The organism is Mycobacterium sp. NGS68, from assembly GCF_059812195.1.
On the sequence record NZ_JCALCE010000031.1, the window covers coordinates 18,029 to 37,861 of the forward strand.

General features: G+C 70.6%; 17 protein-coding genes and 1 pseudogene. 10 read left to right on the forward strand and 8 right to left on the reverse strand.

The genetic code is table 11. From position 1 onward, the window contains the following. The first annotated feature begins 22 nt into the window (after window positions 1-22). From AC5Y5V_RS25140 to AC5Y5V_RS25150, 3 genes are all read left to right on the forward strand, one after another. Window positions 23-1,321, forward strand: a complete 1,299-nt coding sequence (locus AC5Y5V_RS25140) for a sensor histidine kinase (protein ID WP_499940667.1) — start codon at window positions 23-25, stop codon at window positions 1,319-1,321. 100 nt (window positions 1,322-1,421) lie between these two features. Then, window positions 1,422-2,690, forward strand: coding sequence for a cytochrome P450 (locus tag AC5Y5V_RS25145; protein ID WP_499940668.1), 1,269 nt, complete (start codon window positions 1,422-1,424; stop codon window positions 2,688-2,690). 17 nt (window positions 2,691-2,707) lie between these two features. Then, a complete protein-coding gene (locus tag AC5Y5V_RS25150; protein WP_499940669.1) occupies window positions 2,708-3,814 on the forward strand; it encodes an NDMA-dependent alcohol dehydrogenase in 1,107 nt (368 codons plus the stop codon). A gap of 125 nt (window positions 3,815-3,939) precedes the next feature. Here the strand turns inward: AC5Y5V_RS25150 and otsB are convergent, their stop codons facing one another. Both otsB and AC5Y5V_RS25160 read right to left on the reverse strand, forming a co-directional pair. Beyond that, window positions 3,940-5,064: a trehalose-phosphatase gene (otsB, locus tag AC5Y5V_RS25155; protein ID WP_499940670.1), complete on the reverse strand. Its 1,125-nt coding sequence runs from the start codon at window positions 5,062-5,064 to the stop codon at window positions 3,940-3,942. Window positions 5,065-5,097: 33 nt separating this feature from the next. After that, entirely contained in the window at window positions 5,098-6,375 is a 1,278-nt protein-coding gene (locus AC5Y5V_RS25160) for a wax ester/triacylglycerol synthase domain-containing protein (protein ID WP_499940671.1), read from the reverse strand. Window positions 6,376-6,529: 154 nt separating this feature from the next. On the opposite strand from AC5Y5V_RS25160, the gene AC5Y5V_RS25165 reads away from it, so the two are divergent. After that, the gene (locus AC5Y5V_RS25165; protein ID WP_499940672.1) at window positions 6,530-9,796 is read left to right on the forward strand and encodes an error-prone DNA polymerase; all 3,267 of its coding nucleotides are present in this window, start codon (window positions 6,530-6,532) and stop codon (window positions 9,794-9,796) included. 200 nt (window positions 9,797-9,996) lie between these two features. Here AC5Y5V_RS25165 and AC5Y5V_RS25170 read toward each other — a convergent pair whose 3' ends face one another. After that, window positions 9,997-10,407, reverse strand: coding sequence for a TIGR03667 family PPOX class F420-dependent oxidoreductase (locus AC5Y5V_RS25170; RefSeq protein ID WP_499940673.1), 411 nt, complete (start codon window positions 10,405-10,407; stop codon window positions 9,997-9,999). 23 nt (window positions 10,408-10,430) lie between these two features. Between AC5Y5V_RS25170 and AC5Y5V_RS25175 the strand changes: the two genes are divergently transcribed. After that, window positions 10,431-11,075, forward strand: a complete 645-nt coding sequence (locus AC5Y5V_RS25175) for a nitroreductase family protein (RefSeq protein WP_499940674.1) — start codon at window positions 10,431-10,433, stop codon at window positions 11,073-11,075. On the opposite strand, the gene AC5Y5V_RS25180 is transcribed toward AC5Y5V_RS25175, so the two are convergent. From AC5Y5V_RS25180 to AC5Y5V_RS25200, 5 genes and pseudogenes are all read right to left on the reverse strand, one after another. Further along, window positions 11,053-11,391 (reverse strand): YciI family protein, encoded by a 339-nt coding sequence (locus tag AC5Y5V_RS25180; protein ID WP_499940675.1) that lies wholly within the window; start codon window positions 11,389-11,391, stop codon window positions 11,053-11,055. The genes AC5Y5V_RS25175 and AC5Y5V_RS25180 overlap by 23 nt on opposite strands. A gap of 58 nt (window positions 11,392-11,449) precedes the next feature. Further along, entirely contained in the window at window positions 11,450-13,231 is a 1,782-nt protein-coding gene (locus AC5Y5V_RS25185; protein WP_499940676.1) for a PE family protein, read from the reverse strand. Between the two features lie 117 nt (window positions 13,232-13,348). Continuing rightward, a pseudogene (locus AC5Y5V_RS25190) lies at window positions 13,349-13,630 on the reverse strand (PE family protein); the annotation flags it as partial. 147 nt (window positions 13,631-13,777) lie between these two features. Beyond that, complete coding sequence (locus tag AC5Y5V_RS25195; RefSeq protein ID WP_499940677.1) at window positions 13,778-14,242, reverse strand: tRNA (cytidine(34)-2'-O)-methyltransferase; 465 nt, start codon at window positions 14,240-14,242, stop codon at window positions 13,778-13,780. Between the two features lie 27 nt (window positions 14,243-14,269). Further along, complete coding sequence (locus AC5Y5V_RS25200) at window positions 14,270-14,755, reverse strand: PE family protein (protein ID WP_499940678.1); 486 nt, start codon at window positions 14,753-14,755, stop codon at window positions 14,270-14,272. Between the two features lie 297 nt (window positions 14,756-15,052). On the opposite strand from AC5Y5V_RS25200, the gene AC5Y5V_RS25205 reads away from it, so the two are divergent. From AC5Y5V_RS25205 to AC5Y5V_RS25225, 5 genes are read left to right on the forward strand one after another with little or no spacing between them, the layout of a single operon-like run. Next, complete coding sequence (locus tag AC5Y5V_RS25205; RefSeq protein WP_499940679.1) at window positions 15,053-17,842, forward strand: sensor histidine kinase; 2,790 nt, start codon at window positions 15,053-15,055, stop codon at window positions 17,840-17,842. After that, entirely contained in the window at window positions 17,839-18,261 is a 423-nt protein-coding gene (locus AC5Y5V_RS25210) for a serine protease inhibitor (RefSeq protein ID WP_499940680.1), read from the forward strand. The genes AC5Y5V_RS25205 and AC5Y5V_RS25210 overlap by 4 nt, the downstream gene beginning before the upstream one ends. Window positions 18,262-18,267: 6 nt before the next feature. Further along, window positions 18,268-18,639 carry a DUF742 domain-containing protein gene (locus AC5Y5V_RS25215; protein WP_499940681.1) on the forward strand — a complete coding sequence of 124 codons (372 nt, stop codon included), beginning with the start codon at window positions 18,268-18,270 and terminating at the stop codon, window positions 18,637-18,639. Further along, window positions 18,620-19,204: a GTP-binding protein gene (locus AC5Y5V_RS25220; RefSeq protein WP_499940682.1), complete on the forward strand. Its 585-nt coding sequence runs from the start codon at window positions 18,620-18,622 to the stop codon at window positions 19,202-19,204. The genes AC5Y5V_RS25215 and AC5Y5V_RS25220 overlap by 20 nt, the downstream gene beginning before the upstream one ends. A gap of 2 nt (window positions 19,205-19,206) precedes the next feature. Then, window positions 19,207-19,764 (forward strand): pentapeptide repeat-containing protein, encoded by a 558-nt coding sequence (locus AC5Y5V_RS25225; RefSeq protein ID WP_499940683.1) that lies wholly within the window; start codon window positions 19,207-19,209, stop codon window positions 19,762-19,764. Window positions 19,765-19,833: the final 69 nt, after the last annotated feature.

Below are 19,833 nucleotides of genomic sequence, written 5' to 3' on the forward strand. Positions count from 1 at the left end.
CCGCGCTGGCTAGGGTCAGGCGGTGACCACTCTGCGACGCCTGGGCACGCTGCTGGTCCCCGGGGGCGACGGCTACGGGTTGGCCCGCGTCGTGGTGGCCGTGCGGGTGGCCGTCGTGGTGTCGATCGGCGTGCTGGTCGCGATCGGTCCGGAATGGATGCGCCGCTACGTCGTCGTGCTGGCCGTCGCTCTGGCCGTGGCGCTGTGTTATGCGGCCGTCCTGATGGCCCATCCCCGCGCCGAGGTCCGTCGTACCCGCTACGCCTGGCTGGTCTCGACACTGGACAGCGTGCTGACGCTGGCGCTGATCTGGCTGACCGGAGGCGCCGCCAGCCCGGTGGCCGTGGTCCTGGTGCTGGTGGTGATCGCCTCGGCTGCGCGGCTGAGATTCCTTGAGTGCCTGATGCTTTCGGTGATCTTGGGGATGGCGTACCTGGTCGTGGTCCTGCTGCCCGGGCCGACGGCGCCGCCGACGCTGCCGGGCGCCGTTCAGGGGACGTGGTGGGCGCTCTACGTGGTATTCGTGGCGGTGCTCAGCGGAGGGCTGTCGGTCCTGGCCGAGCGCGAGCACCGATCGCGAGTGAAGGCGCTGGTGGAGGCCGAGGCCGAACACGCCGCGGCGGAGGAGGAGCGAGACCTGCGGGCCCGGTTGCTGCGCTCCTATGAGGCGCAGCGGGAAGGTCTGCAGGTGGTGTTGCACGAGTTCCGTACGCCGGTCGCCTCGTTGGACGCGCTGGCCGGTGCGCTGACCGACGCCTCGCCGATGTCACCGTCGGATCGGGATGCGGCGATACGCCTCGCCGGCCGCCACGCCCGGCATCTGTCCGACATGCTCGACGCGCTGTCGGACGTAAATCTGAGCAGGCAGCCCGCGTTCTCGTCGGGCCGGGTGCGACGCGTCGACGTGCTCGATCTGGTGGCCGAGGCCGGGGACGCCGCCGGGGTGCGGCCGCCACGGCTGCAGGTCCGCGCGATCGGCGACATCCCGCCGATCCAGGTGGACGCCCAAGGCCTGCGCCGGGTGTTGACCAACCTGCTGGAAAACGCCGCCCGGCATGGCCGCGAACGTCCCATCGACGTCACGTGCGAATGCGGTGAGGGCCGGCTGCGGGTTTCGGTGCTCGACCGCGGACCCGGTGTGCCGCAGGAGAGTCTCAGCGCCTTGACCGACAAGTTCGTCAGCCTCTCGGACCGCCGCGGAACGGCCGGCCTGGGGCTGTGGATCGTCGCGCAAATCGTGGAAGCGCTCGGGGGCACGGTGCAGTTCGCCACCCGCGCGGAGGGCGGCCTGACCGCTTCCTTCTCGATCCCGGTCGGCTGAGCGCCGCAACGTGGCCCACCCGGGCCGCGGGTTGGCCCGCATGACTCCACTCTCGCGCCGCCAAGTGACCAAGACTGACGGCAGCCTGAAAGGACGACCAATGACGACCGCCACCCCGACCTACAAGAACATCGACCTGAGCGACAGGGAGTTCTGGACGCGGCCTCACGAGGAGCGCGACGCGGCGTTCGCGGTGCTGCGGCGCGAGAATCCCGTGCCCTGGAGCCGGCCCGCCGACTCCGACCTGTTGCCGGCCGAACAGAACACCAAGGGCTTCTGGTCGCTGACCAAGCAGGAGGACATCCGGTTCGCCAGCCGGCATCCCGAGATCTTCTCCTCCGCCCAGGGCATCACCATGGAGGACTTCCCGCCGGAGATGATCCACATCGCGCAGTCCTTCATCGCGATGGACGCGCCCCGGCACACCCAGCTGCGCGGCATCACCCTGGACGCGTTCAAGCCGCGCAACCTGCGCCGGCTTCAGGGCTGGATTCAGGGCCACGCCCGCGACCTGATCTCCGAGATGTCGCATCTGGGCGAAGGCGACTTCGTGGAACTGGTGTCGGTCAAGCTGCCCGCCCGCATCTTCGCCAGCTTCTTCGGGCTGCCACCCGGCGAAATCCACGAGAAGACCATCAACGCCGCGCAGCGGCTGCTCGGCTGGACGGACCCGGACGTGCGCGGCGACCGCAGCGCCCTGGAGTTGTTCGCCGGCGCCGTGATGGACCTGCACGAGACCGCGTCGCTGCTGATTCCCGAGCGGCGGGCACACCCTGCCGACGACCTGGTCAGCTGGATGGTGCAGGCCGAGTTCGACGGCGAGAAGATGAGCGACGACGAGCTCAAGGCCTTCTTCACGCTGCTGGCCGTGGCCGCCAACGACACCACGCGGCACGCGTCGGCGCAGGCCATCCACGCCTTCTCCAAGTTCCCGCGGCAGCGCGACCTGCTGGTCGCCGACGTCGAGGGCCGGGTGGACCTGGCCGTCGAGGAAGTCCTGCGCTGGGCCTCGCCGCTGCTGCACATGCGGCGCACCGCCACCCAGGACATCACGCTGCACGGCTCGGAGATCAAGGCCGGCGACAAGGTGGTGCTCTGGTACATCTCGGGGAACCGCGACGAGGACGTCTTCGAGAATCCGTTCGAGTTCGACATCTTCCGTAGCCCCAACCCGCACATCGCCTTCGGCGGCGGCGGTCCGCACTTCTGCCTGGGCGCGGCCCTGGCACGCACCATGCTGCGCTCGCTGCTGACCGAGTTCTACACCCGCATCCCCGACATTTCCGCACCCGAGCCGCACTTCCAGGTGGCCAACTTCATCAACGGCATCAACAGCCTGCCCGCCACCTGGACACCCGAACACCGTTGAGCGGAAGGAAATCACGCATGAAGACCAAAGCCGGCGTGCTGTGGGGGCTGCACCAGAAGTGGGAAGTCGAGGAGCTCGAACTCGACGGGCCGAAGGAACGCGAAGTGCTGGTGAAACTCATTGCCAGCGGCCTGTGCCACTCCGACGACCACCTGGTCACCGGGGACATGCCCATGAACCTGCCGGTCGTCGGCGGGCATGAGGGCGCCGGCGTCGTCGTCGACGTGGGGCCGGGAGTCACCGAGGTGGAGACCGGCGACCACGTGGTACTCAGCTTCATCCCCGCCTGCGGGCGCTGCCGCGCCTGCGCGAAGGGGATGGGCAACCTGTGCGAGTACGGCGCCGCCATCATGGCCGGGCCTCAACTCGACGGCACCTTCCGGTTCCACGGCCGCGGCCACGACATCGGCCAGATGTGTGTGCTGGGGACGTTTTCCGAGTACACCGTGGTGCCGATCGCCTCGGTGGTCAAGGTGGACAAGGACATTCCGCTGGACAAGGCGGCGCTGGTGGGCTGCGGCGTGACGACCGGGTACGGCGCCGCGGTCCGGACCGGCGAGACGCGCGACGGCGAGACGGTGGTCGTCATGGGGGTCGGCGGCCTGGGCATCAACGCCGTGCAGGGCGCGGCCATCGCCGGCGCCCGCCACGTGGTGGCCGTGGACCCGGTGGCGTTCAAGCGGGAGCAGTCCTTGCGGTTCGGCGCGACCCACGTCGCCGCCGACGTCGCCGAGGCGCAGGCAGTTGTCTCCGAGGTGACCCGCGGTGAGATGGCCGACGTCTGCGTGGTGACCACCGACAGCGCCGAGGGCGCCTACGTCGCGCAGGCCCTGAGCCTGGTCGGCAAGCGGGGGCGGGTGGTGATGACCGCGATCCCGCACCCGACGGACACCGTCGTCGACATGTCGCTGTTCGATCTCACCCTGTACGAGAAGCAGGTGCGGGGTTGTCTTTTCGGCTCCTCGAGCCCGCGTGTCGACATCCACCGGATGCTGGAGCTGTACCGGGCCGGCCGGCTCAAGCTCGACGAGCTGATCACTCGCGAGTATCAGCTCGACGAGCTCAACCAGGGTTACGAGGACATGCACAGCGGGCGAAACCTGCGGGGCATCGTCAGGTTCTGAATCGTGTACCCGGGTACCGGGGTAGCGCCTGGTTAGGGCTGGTCGGTGCCGTCGAATCCGCGGTTGCGAACAGCGTTCCGCCGGCGCCGCCGTCACCGCCCTTGCCGTCGAACCCCGCCGTTGCTTCAGTCGACGCGGGAGTCGATCAGTTGACGGGCCAGCCGCTCGGTGAACTCGGCCACCGCGGCCGGACTGTCGAGCCCGAACAGCGCCGCGGTGGTGCGGTCACCGTCCTCGTTGTGCCGCACCAGGATCGGCACACCGCTGATGCCAGGGTCGCGGACGGCGTCGAACGCATCCTCGTCGGTGATGTCGTCGCCGAGGTAGACCGGTGTCAGGGCACCCGAACCGGCCCCGTGCAGGTGTTCCAGCACCCAGCGCAGCGTCTTGCCCTTGTCCCAGTCGACGTCGGGCCGTAGCTCGATGACCTCGCGGCCCGTCGTCACCCGCAGCGCGTCGTGCCGGCCCGCCGCGCGCACCGCGGCGGCCACCTCGCCGACCCGGTCACGGGCGGCGTTGCGATAGTGCACGGCCACCCCGAACCGCTTGTGCTCCACGACAACTCCGGGAATCGACCCGAACCGCTCGCGCAGCCGGGCGGCCTCCTCCGCCAGCACCGGTACGGCCGCCGCCGCCTCTTCGTTCTGGTGGTGCGTTCCGTCGGGCGCGGTCAGCTCGAAGCCGTGGCTGCCGGCGTACCAGATGCCGGGCAGCCCGACCCGCTCGGTGACGTCGGCGAGGTCGCGGCCGGACAGCACCGCGACCGGGCAGTTCGCGGCCAGATCGCGCAGCGCCTCGGCGGCGCCCGGGGCGGGCACCGCGGCGTCGGGGTCGTCGACGATGTCGGACAGCGTCCCGTCGAAGTCGTAGAACACCGCGGGATTTCGGCCGATGAGGTCGGCGGCTTGTCGGGCGTCGGGCAGCTGCGACATGCGCAGGTCGCCGGTCCGCACGTCGACCTCGCCGAGGTCGGAGACCACGGCGTCGGCGTCGCTCGCGTCGACCCCGATCACCAGCGCGAATCCGGCCGCGCGCGCCGCGGCGACGGCGGCCGGTTCAGGCGTGACGACGACAGCCCGGCCCGCGCGCGCCGACAGGCGCTCGGCCGCCGCGGGCAGTTCATCCGGCGAGGAGAACGCGCCGGTGTGCACGCCGACGTCGTCCAGCTGCGCGATCAGCGGTTGGGTGCCGTCCAGCGCGGCGTCGAACAGCACCGCGTCATGGCGGCGCGGGTCGATAGTGACCGGCATGACCAACCTTCTCACGGTGGTCAAATAGCAGGATCAGCGACGTGCGTGCGCCTGCGACGGGGCGGACCGCAAAGCGGCGGACTTGCGGCGGCGGCGGTCCTTGCTGAACAGCAGGACGGAGTCCGCGCTGAGCGCCACCAGGCGCGCCATGCCCAGCTCGATGCCGTCGGCGAGGCGCTTCACGTCGAGCGCGGCGTCATAGTCGGCGGTGATGCCGAAGACCAACTCGTCGCCGTAGCTGAGCACCGCTACCCCCGTGCTCAGTTGCTGCGCGGTCGGCGGGATCGGCAGCACCCGCGCCATGCGCTGGCCCATCAGCTGCAATCGGTCGCGAGGTCCGGGCATGGTGGTCGCCAGCGTCACGATGGCGCGTTGCGGCAGCCGGGCCAGCAGTTGAATCGCCGGTCCGCGCAACGCATTCGGCAGGTAGCCCAGCGCCGACTCCAGCAGGCCCGGCTGGGGTTCGGTGGTGCGCTTGGTCTGCAGTCGGTGATGCACCATCCGCAGCCGCTGCACCGGGTCCTGGTGCTCGACGGGCAGGTACGGCAGCACGGCCGACAGGGTGCGCAGCGAGTCCGCCCGCGGTTGCAGCCCGCGGCCCAGCAGCACCGTCCGGAAGCCTTCGGTGACGGCGGCCAGCGCGACGTCGTTGCTGGTCACGCCGAATTTGCGGCAGACCTTGTCGACGGCGGTGATGGGGATTCGCACGGTGTGGTACTGCCGCATGGTGACCGGGGTGGCCGGAGCGTTGCGCGCCCACGGCGCGACCGCCTCGACGACGGCTTCCGCCGCCTTGACGACCCGGCCCGCCGAGGCCTGCCACAGCGCGTCGGGCCAGCTCGGCGTGTCGACGGGTGAAAGCGGCTTGGCGCCAACGTGGTTGGCGAACGTGTCGCTGTCGGCGTCGTCGCAGAGCCGGGTGAGGATGTGGGCCGCCGAGATGCCGCTGTCGGCCATGCGGTGGTGGATCTTCATCAGGATCGCCCACTGGTTGCCGCGCAGGCCCTCGATGACCCAGCATTCCCAGGGCGGCCGGTCGGGGTCCAAAGGACGTTCGAGGGCGTGGGCGATGGCGCGGGACAACTCGGCCTCGTCACCCGGCCGGGGGAGCGCCACGCGCCGCACGTGATCGGTGACGTCGAGGTCCGGATGGTCGAACCGCGGTATCGACGTGATCCGCTCGGCCAGTAAGCGTTTGAACTGCTGGTAGTCGGCGCCGCCATCGACGACAGCCACCGCCCCGATGGCGAGGCTGGCCTGCTGGTCCGGATCCGGCAGCAGGCCGGAATCCAAAGTCCTCAGTTGTCCCATCGCGTAATCCCCACCGATCGTTCGCCCTGCGTACCAGTTTCCCGTGCACCACATTGGGCCGATAGGCCTCCAAGGTTAAGACCTTGTTTTGGAGTTGAAGATTGTTTAACAACCCGGGGATTTATTCGAACAAACTTTCGATACACTGGGCGGCATGGGTTGGTTCAACGGGCCGCCGAGCTGGGCGGAGATGGAGCGGGTGCTCGACGGCAAGCCGCGCCATGCGCCGGAGGTGGTGGAGGAGGCTCCGCTGTCTCGCCGTCGTCCCACGTATCAGCCCCCGGCGGATGGCCGGCCGGTCCGCTCGTCCGTTCCCTATGCCGAACTGCATGCGCATTCCGCGTTCAGCTTTTTGGACGGGGCCAGCACGCCGGAAGAGCTGGCCGAGGAGGCCGCCCGGCTGGATCTGCGCGCGCTGGCGCTGACCGATCACGACGGGCTGTACGGGGCGGTGCGGTTCGCCGAAGCCGCTGCGGAACTTGACGTGCGCACGGTGTTCGGCGCCGAGCTGTCGCTGGGGGCGGGTGCCCGAACCGAGGTTCCGGACCCGCCCGGCCCGCACCTGCTGGTGCTGGCCCGCGGCCCGGAAGGCTACGGGCGGTTGTCGCGGCAGCTGGGTGCGGCGCATCTGGCCGGCGGCGAGAAGGGCAAACCGCGCTACGACCTGGACGCGCTGACCGAGGCCGCCGGCGGGCACTGGCACATTCTCACCGGATGCCGAAAAGGCGCTGTGCGTCAAGCGCTTTCCGACGGCGGCCCGGACGCGGCACGGCGGGCGCTGGCCGATCTGGTGGACCGGTTCGGCGCCGGACGGGTCAGCGTCGAGCTGACCCACCACGGCCAACCGCTCGACGACGAGCGCAATGCCGCGCTGGCCGCGCTGGCGCCGCGCTTCGGCGTCGGCGTCGTCGCCACCACCGCCGCGCATTTCGCGCATCCGTCCCGGGGGCGGCTGGCGATGGCGATGGGGGCCATCCGCGCCCGGCAGTCGCTGGATTCGGCCGCGGGGTGGCTGGCCCCGCTGGGCGGATCCCACCTGCGGTCCGGTGCGGAGATGGCGCGGCTGTTCGCGCAGCAGCCCGGCGCGGTGGCCGCCGCGGCCGAACTCGGCGAGCAGTGCGCATTCGGGCTGGCACTCATCGCGCCGCAACTGCCGCCCTTCGACGTCCCCGACGGGCACACCGAGGACAGCTGGTTGCGGTGGCTGGCCATGGCGGGGGCGCGGGACCGCTACGGTTCCCCTTCCGGGGCTGCACGGGCGTACGCCCAGATCGAACATGAGCTCAAAGTGATTGCACAACTGCGGTTTCCGGGCTATTTCCTGGTGGTACACGACATCACCCGGTTCTGTCGGGAGAACGACATCCTGTGCCAGGGCAGGGGATCGGCGGCCAATTCCGCGGTCTGCTATGCCCTCGGTGTCACAGCTGTCGACCCGATCGCCAACGAGCTGTTGTTCGAGCGTTTCCTGTCGCCGGCCCGCGACGGGCCGCCCGACATCGACATCGACATCGAGTCGGACCAGCGGGAAAAGGTGATCCAGTACGTCTACGACAAATACGGTCGCGACTACGCCGCCCAGGTCGCCAACGTCATCACCTACCGGGGGCGGATCGCGGTCCGCGACATGGCCCGCGCCCTGGGCTTCTCGCAGGGCCAGCAGGACGCGTGGAGCAAGCAAATCAGCCACTGGAGCGGTCAGCCCTCCGATATCGAGGACATTCCGGAGCAGGTTGTCGACCTGGCCAACCAGATCCGTAATCTGCCGCGGCACATGGGCATCCACTCCGGCGGGATGGTGATCTGTGACCGCCCGATCGCCGACGTGTGTCCCGTGGAGTGGGCGCGCATGGAGAACCGCAGCGTCCTGCAGTGGGACAAAGACGACTGCGCGGCAATCGGTTTGGTGAAGTTCGACCTGCTCGGGCTGGGCATGCTCTCTGCGCTGCACTATGCGCGGGACCTGGTGGCGGAGCACAAGGGCATCGAGGTGGACCTGGCGCGACTGGATCTGGCCGAGCCGGCGGTGTACGAGATGCTGTCGCGCGCCGATTCCGTCGGCGTGTTCCAGGTGGAGTCGCGCGCGCAGATGGCCACGCTGCCGCGGCTGCGGCCCCGGGTCTTTTACGACCTGGTGGTGGAGGTCGCGCTGATCCGCCCAGGGCCCATCCAGGGCGGGTCGGTGCATCCCTACATCCGGCGCCGCAACGGCCTGGACGCGATAGTCTACGACCACCCGTCCATGGAGCCGGCGCTGCGTAAGACGCTGGGGGTGCCGCTCTTTCAGGAACAGCTGATGCAGCTGGCGGTCGACTGCGCGGGGTTTACGGCCGCCGAGGCGGACCAGTTGCGCCGCGCCATGGGGTCCAAGCGTTCGGCCGAACGGATGCGACGGCTGCGCGGCCGGTTTTACGACGGCATGCGCACCCTGCACGGCGCCTCCGACGAGGTGATCGACCGGACCTACGAAAAGCTGGAGGCGTTTGCCAACTTCGGCTTCCCCGAAAGTCACGCGTTGTCCTTCGCGTCGCTGGTGTTCTATTCGTCGTGGTTCAAGCTGCACCACCCGGCGGCGTTCTGCGCGGCGTTGCTGCGCGCCCAGCCGATGGGCTTCTACTCGCCGCAGTCGCTGGTGGCCGACGCGCGCCGGCACGGCGTGTTGGTGCACGGCCCGTGCGTCAACGCCAGCCTGGCGCACGCGTCGCTTCAGAACGCCGGCATGGAGGTCCGCCTCGGCCTGGGCGCGGTTCGCCACATCGGTCAGGACCTCGCTGAGACGCTGGTGGAAGAGCGAAACGCCAACGGCCCCTTCGCCTCTCTGCTGGACCTGACCGGCCGTTTGCAGTTGACCGTGCCGCAGACCGAAGCGCTGGCGACCGCGGGGGCACTGGGCTGCTTCGGGATGTCGCGGCGGGAGGGACTGTGGGCGGCCGGGTCCGCGGCCACCGAGCGGCCGGACCGGCTGCCCGGCGTGGGGTCGTCGACGCACGTTCCGGCGCTGCCGGGGATGAGCGAGCTGGAGTTGGCCGCCGCCGACGTGTGGGCCACCGGCGTCTCCCCAGACAGCTATCCGACGCAGTTCCTGCGGGCCGACCTGGACGCGATGGGCGTGGTGCCCGCAGCGGAGTTGGCGACGGTGCCCGACGGCGACCGGGTGCTGATCGCCGGCGCGGTGACGCATCGGCAGCGGCCCGCGACGGCCCAAGGGGTGACGTTCGTCAACCTCGAGGACGAGACGGGGATGGTCAACGTGCTCTGCACGCCGGGGGTGTGGGCCCGACACCGCAAGCTGGCGAACACCGCTCCGGCGCTGCTGATCCGCGGCCAGGTGCAAAACGCCAGCGGGGCGATCACCGTCGTCGCCGAGCGGCTGGGCCGCATCTCGCTGTCCGTCGGGTCGAAGTCGCGGGACTTCCGGTAACGCGGCGGCGCTTCGCGGAAGGGGCCGACCGCGGCCCCGACGTGCGGCCAGCCGCACACTCGGCGGCGGGGGCCTCTCGGTTAGGGCGGCCCCAGCTTGTGCTGGTGGGCGTACACGACGGCGTGGATGCGGTCGCGTTCCGGCGAACCAGCTGGCGCATTACGCGGCTTCCAGGCGAGCCGTCAGCGGCCCCTTGGAGCTCAGGCCGTCGGCGTGGTCCACACCTTCGTCGGCGTGATCCGCAGCCGGGTGCTGAAGTTGGCCATCATGTCGGTCAGGCCCTCGCGGTCGGCGTCCTCGCGGTACTTCGTCCAGTAGGCAGCGTCTTCGCGGCAGTCGACGTCGGTGGCGTCCACCACTGCGGTGCCGGCGACGACGATGACGCCCCCGCCCTGGCCGTCGGAATCGAGGTTCAGGCTCACCTGGGGACGCGCCTTGATGTGGGCGACCTTGGCGGCGCTCGGCATCGAGTACACCGTCAGGTCGGCGCCGTCAAAGTAGAACCAGACCAGCCGCGGCACCGGCTGCCCCGACTTGGCGACGGTGGTCAGCCACCCGCAATGGTCCGATTCGAGCCTGCTGGAAACCTCTTGTGTCAGTTCGACGCTCATGGGTGCAACGGTAGCCTCCAAGCATGACACTCAACCTGTCCATCGATGAAGTCCTGAGCACCACCCGCTCGGTGCGCAAGCGTCTCGATTTCGACAAGCCCGTGCCCCGCGACGTGCTGATGGAATGCCTGGAGTTGGCACTGCAGGCGCCGACGGGCTCCAATTCGCAGGGCTGGCAATGGGTGTTCGTCGAGGACGCCGAGAAGAAGAAGGCGATCGGCGACGTCTATCTGGCCAACGCGAGCGGCTACCTCAAGTCACCGGCGGCGGAGTACCCCGAGGGCGACACCCGCGGCGAGCGGATGGGCAAGGTCCGCGATTCGGCCACGTACCTCGCCGAGCACATGCACGAGGCGCCGGTGCTGCTGATCCCGTGCCTCGAGGGCCGGGAGGACAGGTCGCCGTTGGGTGGTGTGTCGTACTGGGCGTCGCTGTTCCCGGCAGTCTGGAGCTTCTGCCTCGCGCTGCGCTCGCGCGGGCTGGGTTCCTGCTGGACGACCCTGCACCTGCTAGGCGACGGCGAGCGCAAAGTCGCCGACATCCTCGGCATCCCGTACGAGCAATACAGCCAGGGCGGCCTGTTTCCGATCGCCTACACCAAGGGCACCGACTTCCGCCCCGCCAAGCGGCTACCGGCCGAGAGCCTCACGCACTGGGACCGCTGGTAAGCGGCCATACCTCGACGACCCCGTGTGCCATCGCGCACGGGGTCCGGCTGACCCGCTCGATCGCGGCGTCGACGTCATCGGCCTCGATCACCCCGAACCCCGCGATCGGCAGGGCCGATTGCAGGAAAGACCCCGGTTCGACCCGAATGCCGGTGTCCTCGGGATTGCGCACCTGAACGGGCCGGCCGGCGATTCCGATGATCGCGCCGGCCGCACCGAGTTCGTCGTCGCGGGCGTGCGCGGCCCGCCGGCATTGGTCGCTGATGCGGCGGTATCCCGCCTCGTCGCCGTAGCCGATCGTGATGAAGGTAGGCATATCAATGCTGACCGCCGCCGGCCCCGACATTCATCGGGAGACGGGGTCATCCCGACAGCTAGCCGGGGGTGCCGTCGCTGCCGTCGGCGCCGTCGAACGTGACGCCGCCGTCGCCCGGCACGCCCGGGTCGCCGGGCCGTTCGCTGCCACGGCCGCCGACCGCGCCGTCGCCCGCAGCGCCGTGCGCACCGCCCTGGCCTCCTGTACCGGCGCCGCCGCCGGTGCCGGTGATGCCCTGCTGGCCGCTCAGTATGCCGCTGCGACCGCCGGCGCCGCCGTGACCCCCGTCGCCTCCGCCGCCGCCCACGCCGCCGTGACCGGCATCACCGCCATCGCCGCCCTGGCCGCCCTGGGACAGAAAGTTCTGGCTGAAGGCAGCGGCGCCCTGGGTGCCGTCCACTCCGGTGCCGCCCGTACCGCCGATGCCGCCCGCGCCTCCGCCGCCGCCCTGCCCGCCGGTGCCGCCGTGGCCGAGCAACAAGCCACCAGCGCCGCCCGTCCCGCCAACGCCACCAGCGCCGCCGTGCCCTCCGGCGCCGCCCGTACCGCCGGCGCCACCGTCACCGCCACCGCCACCGAAGGCCCAGGAATTCACGGAAGCAGCGCCGTTGCCACCCGGGATGCCGTTGAATCCACCGATCCCGCCGGTGCCGCCGATGTCGCCCCTGCCGCCGGCGGCCCCGTTCCCGCCGACACCGCCAGCCCCGCCGTCGCCGATCAGCCGCCCGCCACGACCCCCTGCGCCGCCCGCACCGCCCGCACCGCCGGCCTGGCCGTCGGTTCCGACTCCGCCGGCGCCGCCGTTCCCGCCGGTACCACCGGCTGCGGAGAACTGAGAGGCGGCCACACCGCCCGCGCCGCCGTTGCCTCCGGTGCCGCCACCGGCACCTCCGGTCGCGCCGCCGCCACCCCTGCCACCAACGGCGCTATCGGTGTTCAACACGTTGTCCGTGGCCGAGCCGCCATCGCCGCCGTTGCCGCCGTTGACGCCAGGGCCGCCCGGTGTACCGTCGCTGCCCTTGCTGCCGATGACTTCGCGGGTGGCGGGTTGCCACGTCCCGTTCGTGCCGGCGGCCCCGTTGAGCGCGGGATCGCTGACGGGGGTGGGGTTGTGGCCGTCGCCGCCGGCCAGGCCGTCGCCGCCGTGCCCGCCGGCGCCGCCCGCGCCCCAGATCCCGGCACTGCCGCCCGCGCCGCCGCTGCCGCCGTTACCGCCCGCGAGCAACGCGTTGCCGCCAGCCCCGCCGGACCCGCCGTTGCCGAGCCAGCTGCCCCCGCGACCGCCCGCGCCGCCGGCCGCTCCGGCGCCGCCCGCCCCGCCGTTGCCGCCGTTGCCGATCAGGCCGGCGCTACCGCCGCTGCCGCCCGCCATGCCGGCGGTCGCACTGGCGTCATAGCCGGCGCCGCCGTTGCCGTAGAGCAAGCCGCCGGCCTTGCCGTTGGGGCTGGCGAGTGTGCCGGCCGCGCCGTTGCCGATCAACGCGCGCCCGACGAGCAGCTCGGTGGGCGCATTGATCGCGTTCAACGCGTTCTGCTGCAGAGTCTGCAGCGGGGAGGCGTTCGCCGCCTCCGCGAGGGCGTAGGCGTTTCCGCTGGTGTGCAACGCCTGGACGAACCGATCGTGGAACGTCGTCAGCTGCGCGGCCAGCTGTTGATAGCCGTGGGCGTGGCCGGAGAACACGGCCGCAACGGCCGCCGACACGTCGTCGGCGCCGGCGGCCAGCAGGGCCGTCGTCGCGGGCGCCGCCGCGGCATTCGCCGTCTGCAACGCGGAACTGATCGTTGCCGCATCCGCCGCCGCCACGCTCACCGCGTCGGGAACCGCCACCACGTATGACATCGCTGTCCCTTTCCGGTATTTTTTGAAATCCGGGAGCTGACAGCATAATTCAATGCGGTTAGTTAGGGACGGTAATCGGCGGGCTGGCCGGACCTCCGCGGTCTAGAGGAGAGAGGCGTTGGCCGCCTCGGTGTCGGCGTAAGCGTTTCCGCACTGACGCATCGCCTGCACGAACTGGTCGTGAAAGGCGGCCATCTGCGCGGCGAGCTGCTGAAATCCCTGCGCGTGGCGGGAAAATGTCGCGGCCAGTGCCAGCGACACCTCATCGCGACCGGCTGCCAGCAGGCCCGTCGTCGTGGGCTCAGCCGCGGTACTCGCCGCGCTCAGGGCCGACCCGATCTGCGCCACGTCCGTCGCTGCCGCGCCCACAGCTTCCGGCACCGCTGTCACGTACGACATGGCTGTCCTCCGGGTCGTCAACGCGAATCTTGGTGGCTCACACGTTATTCCGATCCCACACAAATATGTAGTGAATGTAGCTACACCACAGTCGATTCACAGCCGTCCCGGTGTTTCCCGTCCCGTAACTGCCGCGTCGAAGCTGCGTCAGATCCCGCCCGCGTAGCCGTGCTGGCGCCACGCCTCGTAGACGGCGATCGCCGCGGCGTTTGCCAGGTTCAGCGATCGGCGGCCCGCCAGCATCGGGATGCGGACCCGGTGGGTGACGTGCGGGTCGGCCAGGGTCGCCGCGTCCAGCCCGGTGGGCTCGGGCCCGAACATCAGCACGTCGCCGGCCCGATAGCCAATGTCGGCGAACGACGCCGTCGCCCCCGCGGAGAATGCGACCACCCGCTTCGGCGCCAGCGCGTCCCACGCCGCGTGCAGCGACGCGTGCACGGTGACCGATGCCAGGTCGTGATAGTCCAGCCCGGCCCGCCGCAGCTTGGGTTCGGACAGATCGAAGCCCAGCGGCTCGACCAGGTGCAGCTCGCAGCCGGTGGCCGCCGCCGTCCGGATCGCATTGCCCGTGTTGGGCGCGATGCGCGGGGTGACGAACATCAGCCTGAACACACTAGGAACGTTACGGCCGTGCGCGAGCTAAGCGCCGCCCAGCGCCGAAGTAATGATGCGAAGAATTTCTTGGATTGCGCCGAGGCCAACGGCAAGGCCGAAAACTCCCCACACTATGGGCGCGAGCAGAATCGTCATCGTCACGGAGGTCAGGAATTCGGAGAGCGGGAACTCCTCCAAGCCCCATTGGACCTGCTCTGCAAACACAGCGAAATACTGTAGGAACGTGGCGATGGCATCCTCGACGCTCGTGTAAGCGGTCGCGCTGGATCTCAGGTTCTGTACGAACAGCTCTTGGATAGCCATCGCCTGGCGGGCCCCGGCCTGGTAGCCCTCGGCATGGCCAGAGAACAACTGCGCGATCGCCACTGATACCTCGTCCGCGGCCGCGGGCAGCACCGCTTGGGTCGGCGGGGCGGCCGCCAGGTGGGCCGCCTCGAGGGTCGAGCCGATGGCCGCCAAATCCGCCGACGCCGCGTGCATCACTTCCGGCGCCGCAATCACATAGGACATGTCTTCAACACTCGACTTCGTCGAAGCGCGCGATTGCAGTAGTTCAACACTTAAATGCGCCGGGACATCGCGTCCGATGGGGCGCGCTTGCCCGCGCGGTAGTTTGTCGAGGTAACGACCCGGTGTACGCCATTGGTGACCAGGCCCACGGGCTGTCATACTCGCAGGATCGCCAGGCCTCTCCCGTGCGTGCCCAGTTACGTGGGGCGCGCGGAATAATGCAGGAAGTTTGATGACCTTCTCTATTGTCGGAGCGCGGAGTGTCGGCGCGGCGGCCCTGAGCGCGGTCGCCGCCATATGACGATGTTCACCCGCCCGGCCACCCAGGCCGCGGCGGTTCCCCCCGACGCATCTCCCGCCGCCGCGGTGCCGGCAAAGCGGCCGCCCGCCTGGTCGGTGAGCAATTGGCCGGTCCGATGGAAGGTCCTGGCGATCGTGCTGGTGCCGCTGGTGCTGGCGACGGTCTTCGGCGGTTTGCGGGTCGCGGACGCGATGGGCAGCTCCAAGACCCTGCGGTTGGCCGCCGCCCGCGCGGATGTGATCCCGGCGATTACGAAGTACATGTCGGCGCTGGATGTCGCGCTGCTGGCGAGCTCCACCGGCCGCGACGTCGAAGGGGCGAAGCAGAACTTCGAGGCGCGCAAGTCCGAACTGCAGACGCGGTTGGCCACCGACCTGAACCCCGACGTCCGGTCGGGGGTGAGCAGCCTGCTCAACGGCGGCCAGGCGCTGCTGGACAAGGTGCTGGGCAACAGCATCGGCCTGCGCGACCGGGTGACCAGCTACGCGCCGCTGCTGTTGACGGCGGAGAACGTGATCAACGCGTCGGTGCAGGTGGACAGCGAGCGCATCCGGGCCCAGGCGCAGGGCCTGAGCCGTGCGGTTGGGGCCCGCGGGCAGATGACCATGCAGGAGATCCTGGTGACCCGCGGCGCCGACCTGCCCGAGCCGCAACTGCGGACCGCGATGATCACCCTCGCCGGCACGGAACCGTCGACGCTGTTCGGGATGACCGAGGTGCTGGGCGCCGGCTCGCCCGACGCCAAGACGCTGCAGCAGCAGCTGGTCACCCGGATGTCGCTGATGTCCGATCCGTCCAGCGGCCTGGTCAACAACCCCGACCTGCTGCGATCCATCCACACGACCGACGGGATCGCCGAGCGGATCATCAAGGACGCCACCACGGCGGTGACGAAGTCGGTGCAGGGCCAGGCCAACGCGCGCCGCGACGCCGCCGTACGCGACGCCGTGCTGGTGCTGGTCGCCATGGCGGTCGCGGTCGGCATCGTGTTGTTGGTGGCGCGCGCGCTCGTCGCGCCGCTGCGGGTGCTGCGCGACGGCGCGCTGAAGGTCGCCCACACCGACCTGGAGGACGAGATCGCCCGGGTGCGCGCCGGCGACGCCGAGCCCATCCCGCAGCCGCTCGCGGTTTACACCACCGAGGAGATCGGCCAGGTCGCGCACGCCGTCGACGAGCTGCACACCCAGGCCCTGCTGCTGGCCGGCGACGAGGCGCGCCTGCGGCTGATGGTCAACGAGATGTTCGAGACGATGTCCCGGCGCAGCCGTTCGCTGGTCGACCAGCAACTGTCGTTGATCGACGGGCTGGAGCGCAACGAGGAGGACCCTGAGCGGCTGGACAGCCTATTCCGGCTCGACCACCTGGCGGCCCGGCTGCGCCGCAACAGCGCCAACCTGCTGGTGCTGGCGGGCGCCCAGCTCTCGCGTGACCAGCGCGAGCCGGTGAAGCTGTCGACGGTGGTCCAGGCGGCGGTGTCCGAGGTCGAGGACTACCGCCGCGTCCAGCCCGCGACCCTGCCCGACGCCACTGTGGCCGGTGCCGCGGCCGGCGGCCTGATCCACCTGCTCGCCGAGCTGATCGACAACGCGCTGCGCTATTCGCCGCCGGGGACGCCGGTTCGGGTTTCCGCGGCCCCCGCCCGCGACGGCGGGGTGCTGCTGCGCGTCTCCGACGCCGGCCTGGGCATGAACGAATCCGACCGCCGGATCGCCAACATGCGGCTGCAGTCAGGTGGCGAGGTTACCCCCGACAACGCCCGCCACATGGGGCTTTTCGTGGTCAGCCGGCTGGCCGCCCCGCACGGCATCCGGGTGCGGCTGCGCGGGCCGGCGATGTCCGAGGGCGGCCAGGGCACGACGGCGGAGGTCTACCTGCCTCTGACCGTGTTCAGTGACTCCTCGGCGCTGGTCCGGGGCACGCGCTCGCGCGGCCGCGCCCGGCCCGCCGCCCAGGACGGCAAGGCCGCCACCCCGCCCAAGCGCGTGCCCGCGATACCGCCGGAGCAGACCGCCCCGCCGGCCGCCCCTCCCGCTGTCACCGCCGCCGCCGCGAAGACACCGGATCACAACGGGACGGCCGGCTCGGAGCCCTCGGTCACGCTGCTGCCGCGACGCAGCCCGGGGCGCAGCGGCATCACCGACGTCCCGCCCGCCGAGGACAAGCCCCGACGGCAGCCGCGCGAGCTCGCCACCCCGTGGTGGGAGCACGGTGTTGCGGCCGAGCCCAAACCCGCCCCGACGGCCCCTGCCGCCCAGGCGGCGTCCAACACGTCGGCGTTCTTCTCGGCGCGCTCGGCGGCCCAGGCGTCCCGCCCGCCCGCGCCAACGCCCGCGCCGACGCCCGCGCCAGAGCCGTCGCCGCGGCGCGCCAGACCGCCGGCGCCACCCAACCCGGACGACGACGACGTGATCTACCAGCGGATGCTCTCGGAGATCGTCGGCGACCCGCACGAACTGGCGCAACACCCCGACCTGGATTGGAAGTCGGTGTGGGACCGTGGCTGGGTGCTGGCCGCGCACGCCGACGAGACCGCCCCGGATTCGCGCACCGACAGCGGACTGCCGGTGCGCAAGCCCGGCGCCCGTCTGGTGCCCGGGACGGCCAACGGCAGCGAGGAGGGCGACGGGCGCACCTGGTTGCGGCCCGGCGGGGCGCCACAGCCCGAGCCCGCCGCCGCGGGGCGCGACCCCGAGGCGATGCGTGCCTCGATGAGCAGCCATTTCGGCGGCGTGCGCAGCGCACGCTCGCATGCCCGCGAAGACACGCAAGGACCGGATGAAGGATGAGGACGCAAGCGACGGGCAACAACCTGGACTGGCTGGTGTCGAAGTTCGCGCGGGAGGTCCCCGGGGTGGCGCATGCCCTGCTGGTGTCCGTCGACGGGCTGCCGCTGGCAGCCAGTGACCGCCTTCCGCGCGAGCGCGCCGATCAGCTCGCCGCCGTGGCGTCGGGGCTGGCCAGCCTCGCGACGGGTGCCGCGCAGCTGTTCGAGGGTGGGCAGGTGCTGCAGTCGGTGGTCGAGATGCAGAAGGGCTACCTGTTGTTGATGCGCGTCGGCGACGGCTCGCATCTGGCGGCGCTCGCCGTGACGTCGTGCGATATCGGCCAGATCGGCTACGAGATGGCCATGCTCGTCGAACGGGTGGGCAGCGTCGTGCAGTCCAATCGCCGCGCCGCGCCTTCGCCGGGCCCCGCGTATTCGTGAGTCGCGATGGACGACGGCGAGCAGCCACCCGCGCGTGAGGCCCATCTGGTCCGTCCGTATACGCTGACGGCCGGACGGACCGGCACCGACGTCGACCTTCCGCTGGAAGCGCCGGTAGAGGCGCTGCAGGCGGGACTCACACACCGCTGGCCGATCAACGACGTGCGAGGCAGCATCATCGCGCTGTGCGTCAAGAATCCCTCGGTCGCCGAAATCTCGGCCCGGCTGGATTTGCCGGTGGGTGTCGCGCGCGTCTTGGTCGGCGATCTGGTCACGTCCGGTTACCTTCGGGTGCACAGGACGTTGACCGACCGTTCGACCCGCGATGAGCGTCACGAACTCATAGGAAGGACGCTGCGTGGCCTTAAGGCACTCTGAGGCGCACTCCGACGCGCACGCCACCGCCTCGACGAAGATCGTCATCGCGGGCGGTTTCGGCGCGGGCAAGACCACGTTCGTGGGCGCCGTTTCGGAGATCATGCCGCTGCGCACCGAGGCCATGGTGACCGACGCATCGTCGGGCGTCGACATGCTCGGGTCCACCCCGGACAAGCGGACCACGACGGTCGCGATGGACTTCGGCCGGATCACGCTGGACGAGGATCTGGTGCTCTACCTGTTCGGGACACCCGGCCAGCGCCGGTTCTGGTTCATGTGGGACGACCTGGTCCGCGGGGCGATCGGCGCGATCGTCCTGGTCGACGTCCGGCGGCTGCAGGACAGCTTCGCCGCGGTCGACTTCTTTGAGCACCGCAACCTGCCGTTCCTGGTCGCGGTCAACGAGTTCGACGGCGCGCCACGGTATCCCGAGGGCGCGGTGCGCGAGGCGCTCACCCTGGCCGAGCACATCCCGGTGATCAGCGTCGATGCCCGCGACCGCAGGTCGGCGACCGACGCGCTGATCGCGGTGAGCGAATACGCGCTGGCCAGCCTGGCCGGCTAACCGTGGCTCACGAGGAGACGTGGGCCGATTGCGAGTTCACCGGCCGCGACTTCGCCGACGAGGACCTCAGCCGGGTGCGGACCGAGCGGGCGGTGTTCACCGAATGCGACTTCAGCGGCGCCAACCTGGCCGAATCGCAGCACCGCGGCTCGGCATTCCGCAACTGCACCTTCCGCCGGACCCTGTTGTGGCACAGCACTTTCGCGCAATGCAGCATGCTGGGCTCGGTCTTCGAGCAGTGCCGGCTGCGGCCCCTGACGTTCGACGAGGTGGACTTCACGCTCGCGGTTCTCGGCGGCAACGACCTGCGCGGCGTCGACCTGAGCGGCTGCCGGCTGCGCGAGGCCAGCCTCGTGGAGACCGACCTGCGCAAGGCGGTACTGCGCGGCGCCGACCTCAGCGGGGCGCGCACCACCGGCGCAAGGCTCGACGCGGCCGACCTGCGCGGCGCGACGGTGGAGGCGGCGCTGTGGACGACGGCGTCGCTGACCGGTGCCCGCGTCGACGTCGCCCAGGGTCTGGCCTTCGCCGTCGCGCACGGCCTGCGATTGGAGGGCTGAGCCCTCGGGTTCGAAACTGCGTCCAGGGCTGGCGAATGGCCCTGATCCACGCCGTCAGCGCAGGCTCGA

Bases quoted from the DNA above. Each gene is read 5' to 3' on its own strand.
- AC5Y5V_RS25150 (WP_499940669.1), top strand. From the start codon at position 2,708: ATGAAGACCAAAGCCGGCGTGCTGTGGGGGCTGCACCAGAAGTGGGAA.
- AC5Y5V_RS25170 (WP_499940673.1), bottom strand. From the start codon at position 10,407: ATGAGCGTCGAACTGACACAAGAGGTTTCCAGCAGGCTCGAATCGGAC.
- AC5Y5V_RS25160 (WP_499940671.1), bottom strand. From the start codon at position 6,375: ATGGGACAACTGAGGACTTTGGATTCCGGCCTGCTGCCGGATCCGGAC.
- AC5Y5V_RS25200 (WP_499940678.1), bottom strand. From the start codon at position 14,755: ATGTCCTATGTGATTGCGGCGCCGGAAGTGATGCACGCGGCGTCGGCG.
- AC5Y5V_RS25210 (WP_499940680.1), top strand. From the start codon at position 17,839: ATGAGGACGCAAGCGACGGGCAACAACCTGGACTGGCTGGTGTCGAAG.
- AC5Y5V_RS25180 (WP_499940675.1), bottom strand. From the start codon at position 11,391: ATGCCTACCTTCATCACGATCGGCTACGGCGACGAGGCGGGATACCGC.
- AC5Y5V_RS25175 (WP_499940674.1), top strand. From the start codon at position 10,431: ATGACACTCAACCTGTCCATCGATGAAGTCCTGAGCACCACCCGCTCG.
- AC5Y5V_RS25185 (WP_499940676.1), bottom strand. From the start codon at position 13,231: ATGTCATACGTGGTGGCGGTTCCCGACGCGGTGAGCGTGGCGGCGGCG.
- AC5Y5V_RS25145 (WP_499940668.1), top strand. From the start codon at position 1,422: ATGACGACCGCCACCCCGACCTACAAGAACATCGACCTGAGCGACAGG.
- AC5Y5V_RS25205 (WP_499940679.1), top strand. From the start codon at position 15,053: ATGACGATGTTCACCCGCCCGGCCACCCAGGCCGCGGCGGTTCCCCCC.
- AC5Y5V_RS25215 (WP_499940681.1), top strand. From the start codon at position 18,268: ATGGACGACGGCGAGCAGCCACCCGCGCGTGAGGCCCATCTGGTCCGT.
- otsB (WP_499940670.1), bottom strand. From the start codon at position 5,064: ATGCCGGTCACTATCGACCCGCGCCGCCATGACGCGGTGCTGTTCGAC.
- AC5Y5V_RS25165 (WP_499940672.1), top strand. From the start codon at position 6,530: ATGGGTTGGTTCAACGGGCCGCCGAGCTGGGCGGAGATGGAGCGGGTG.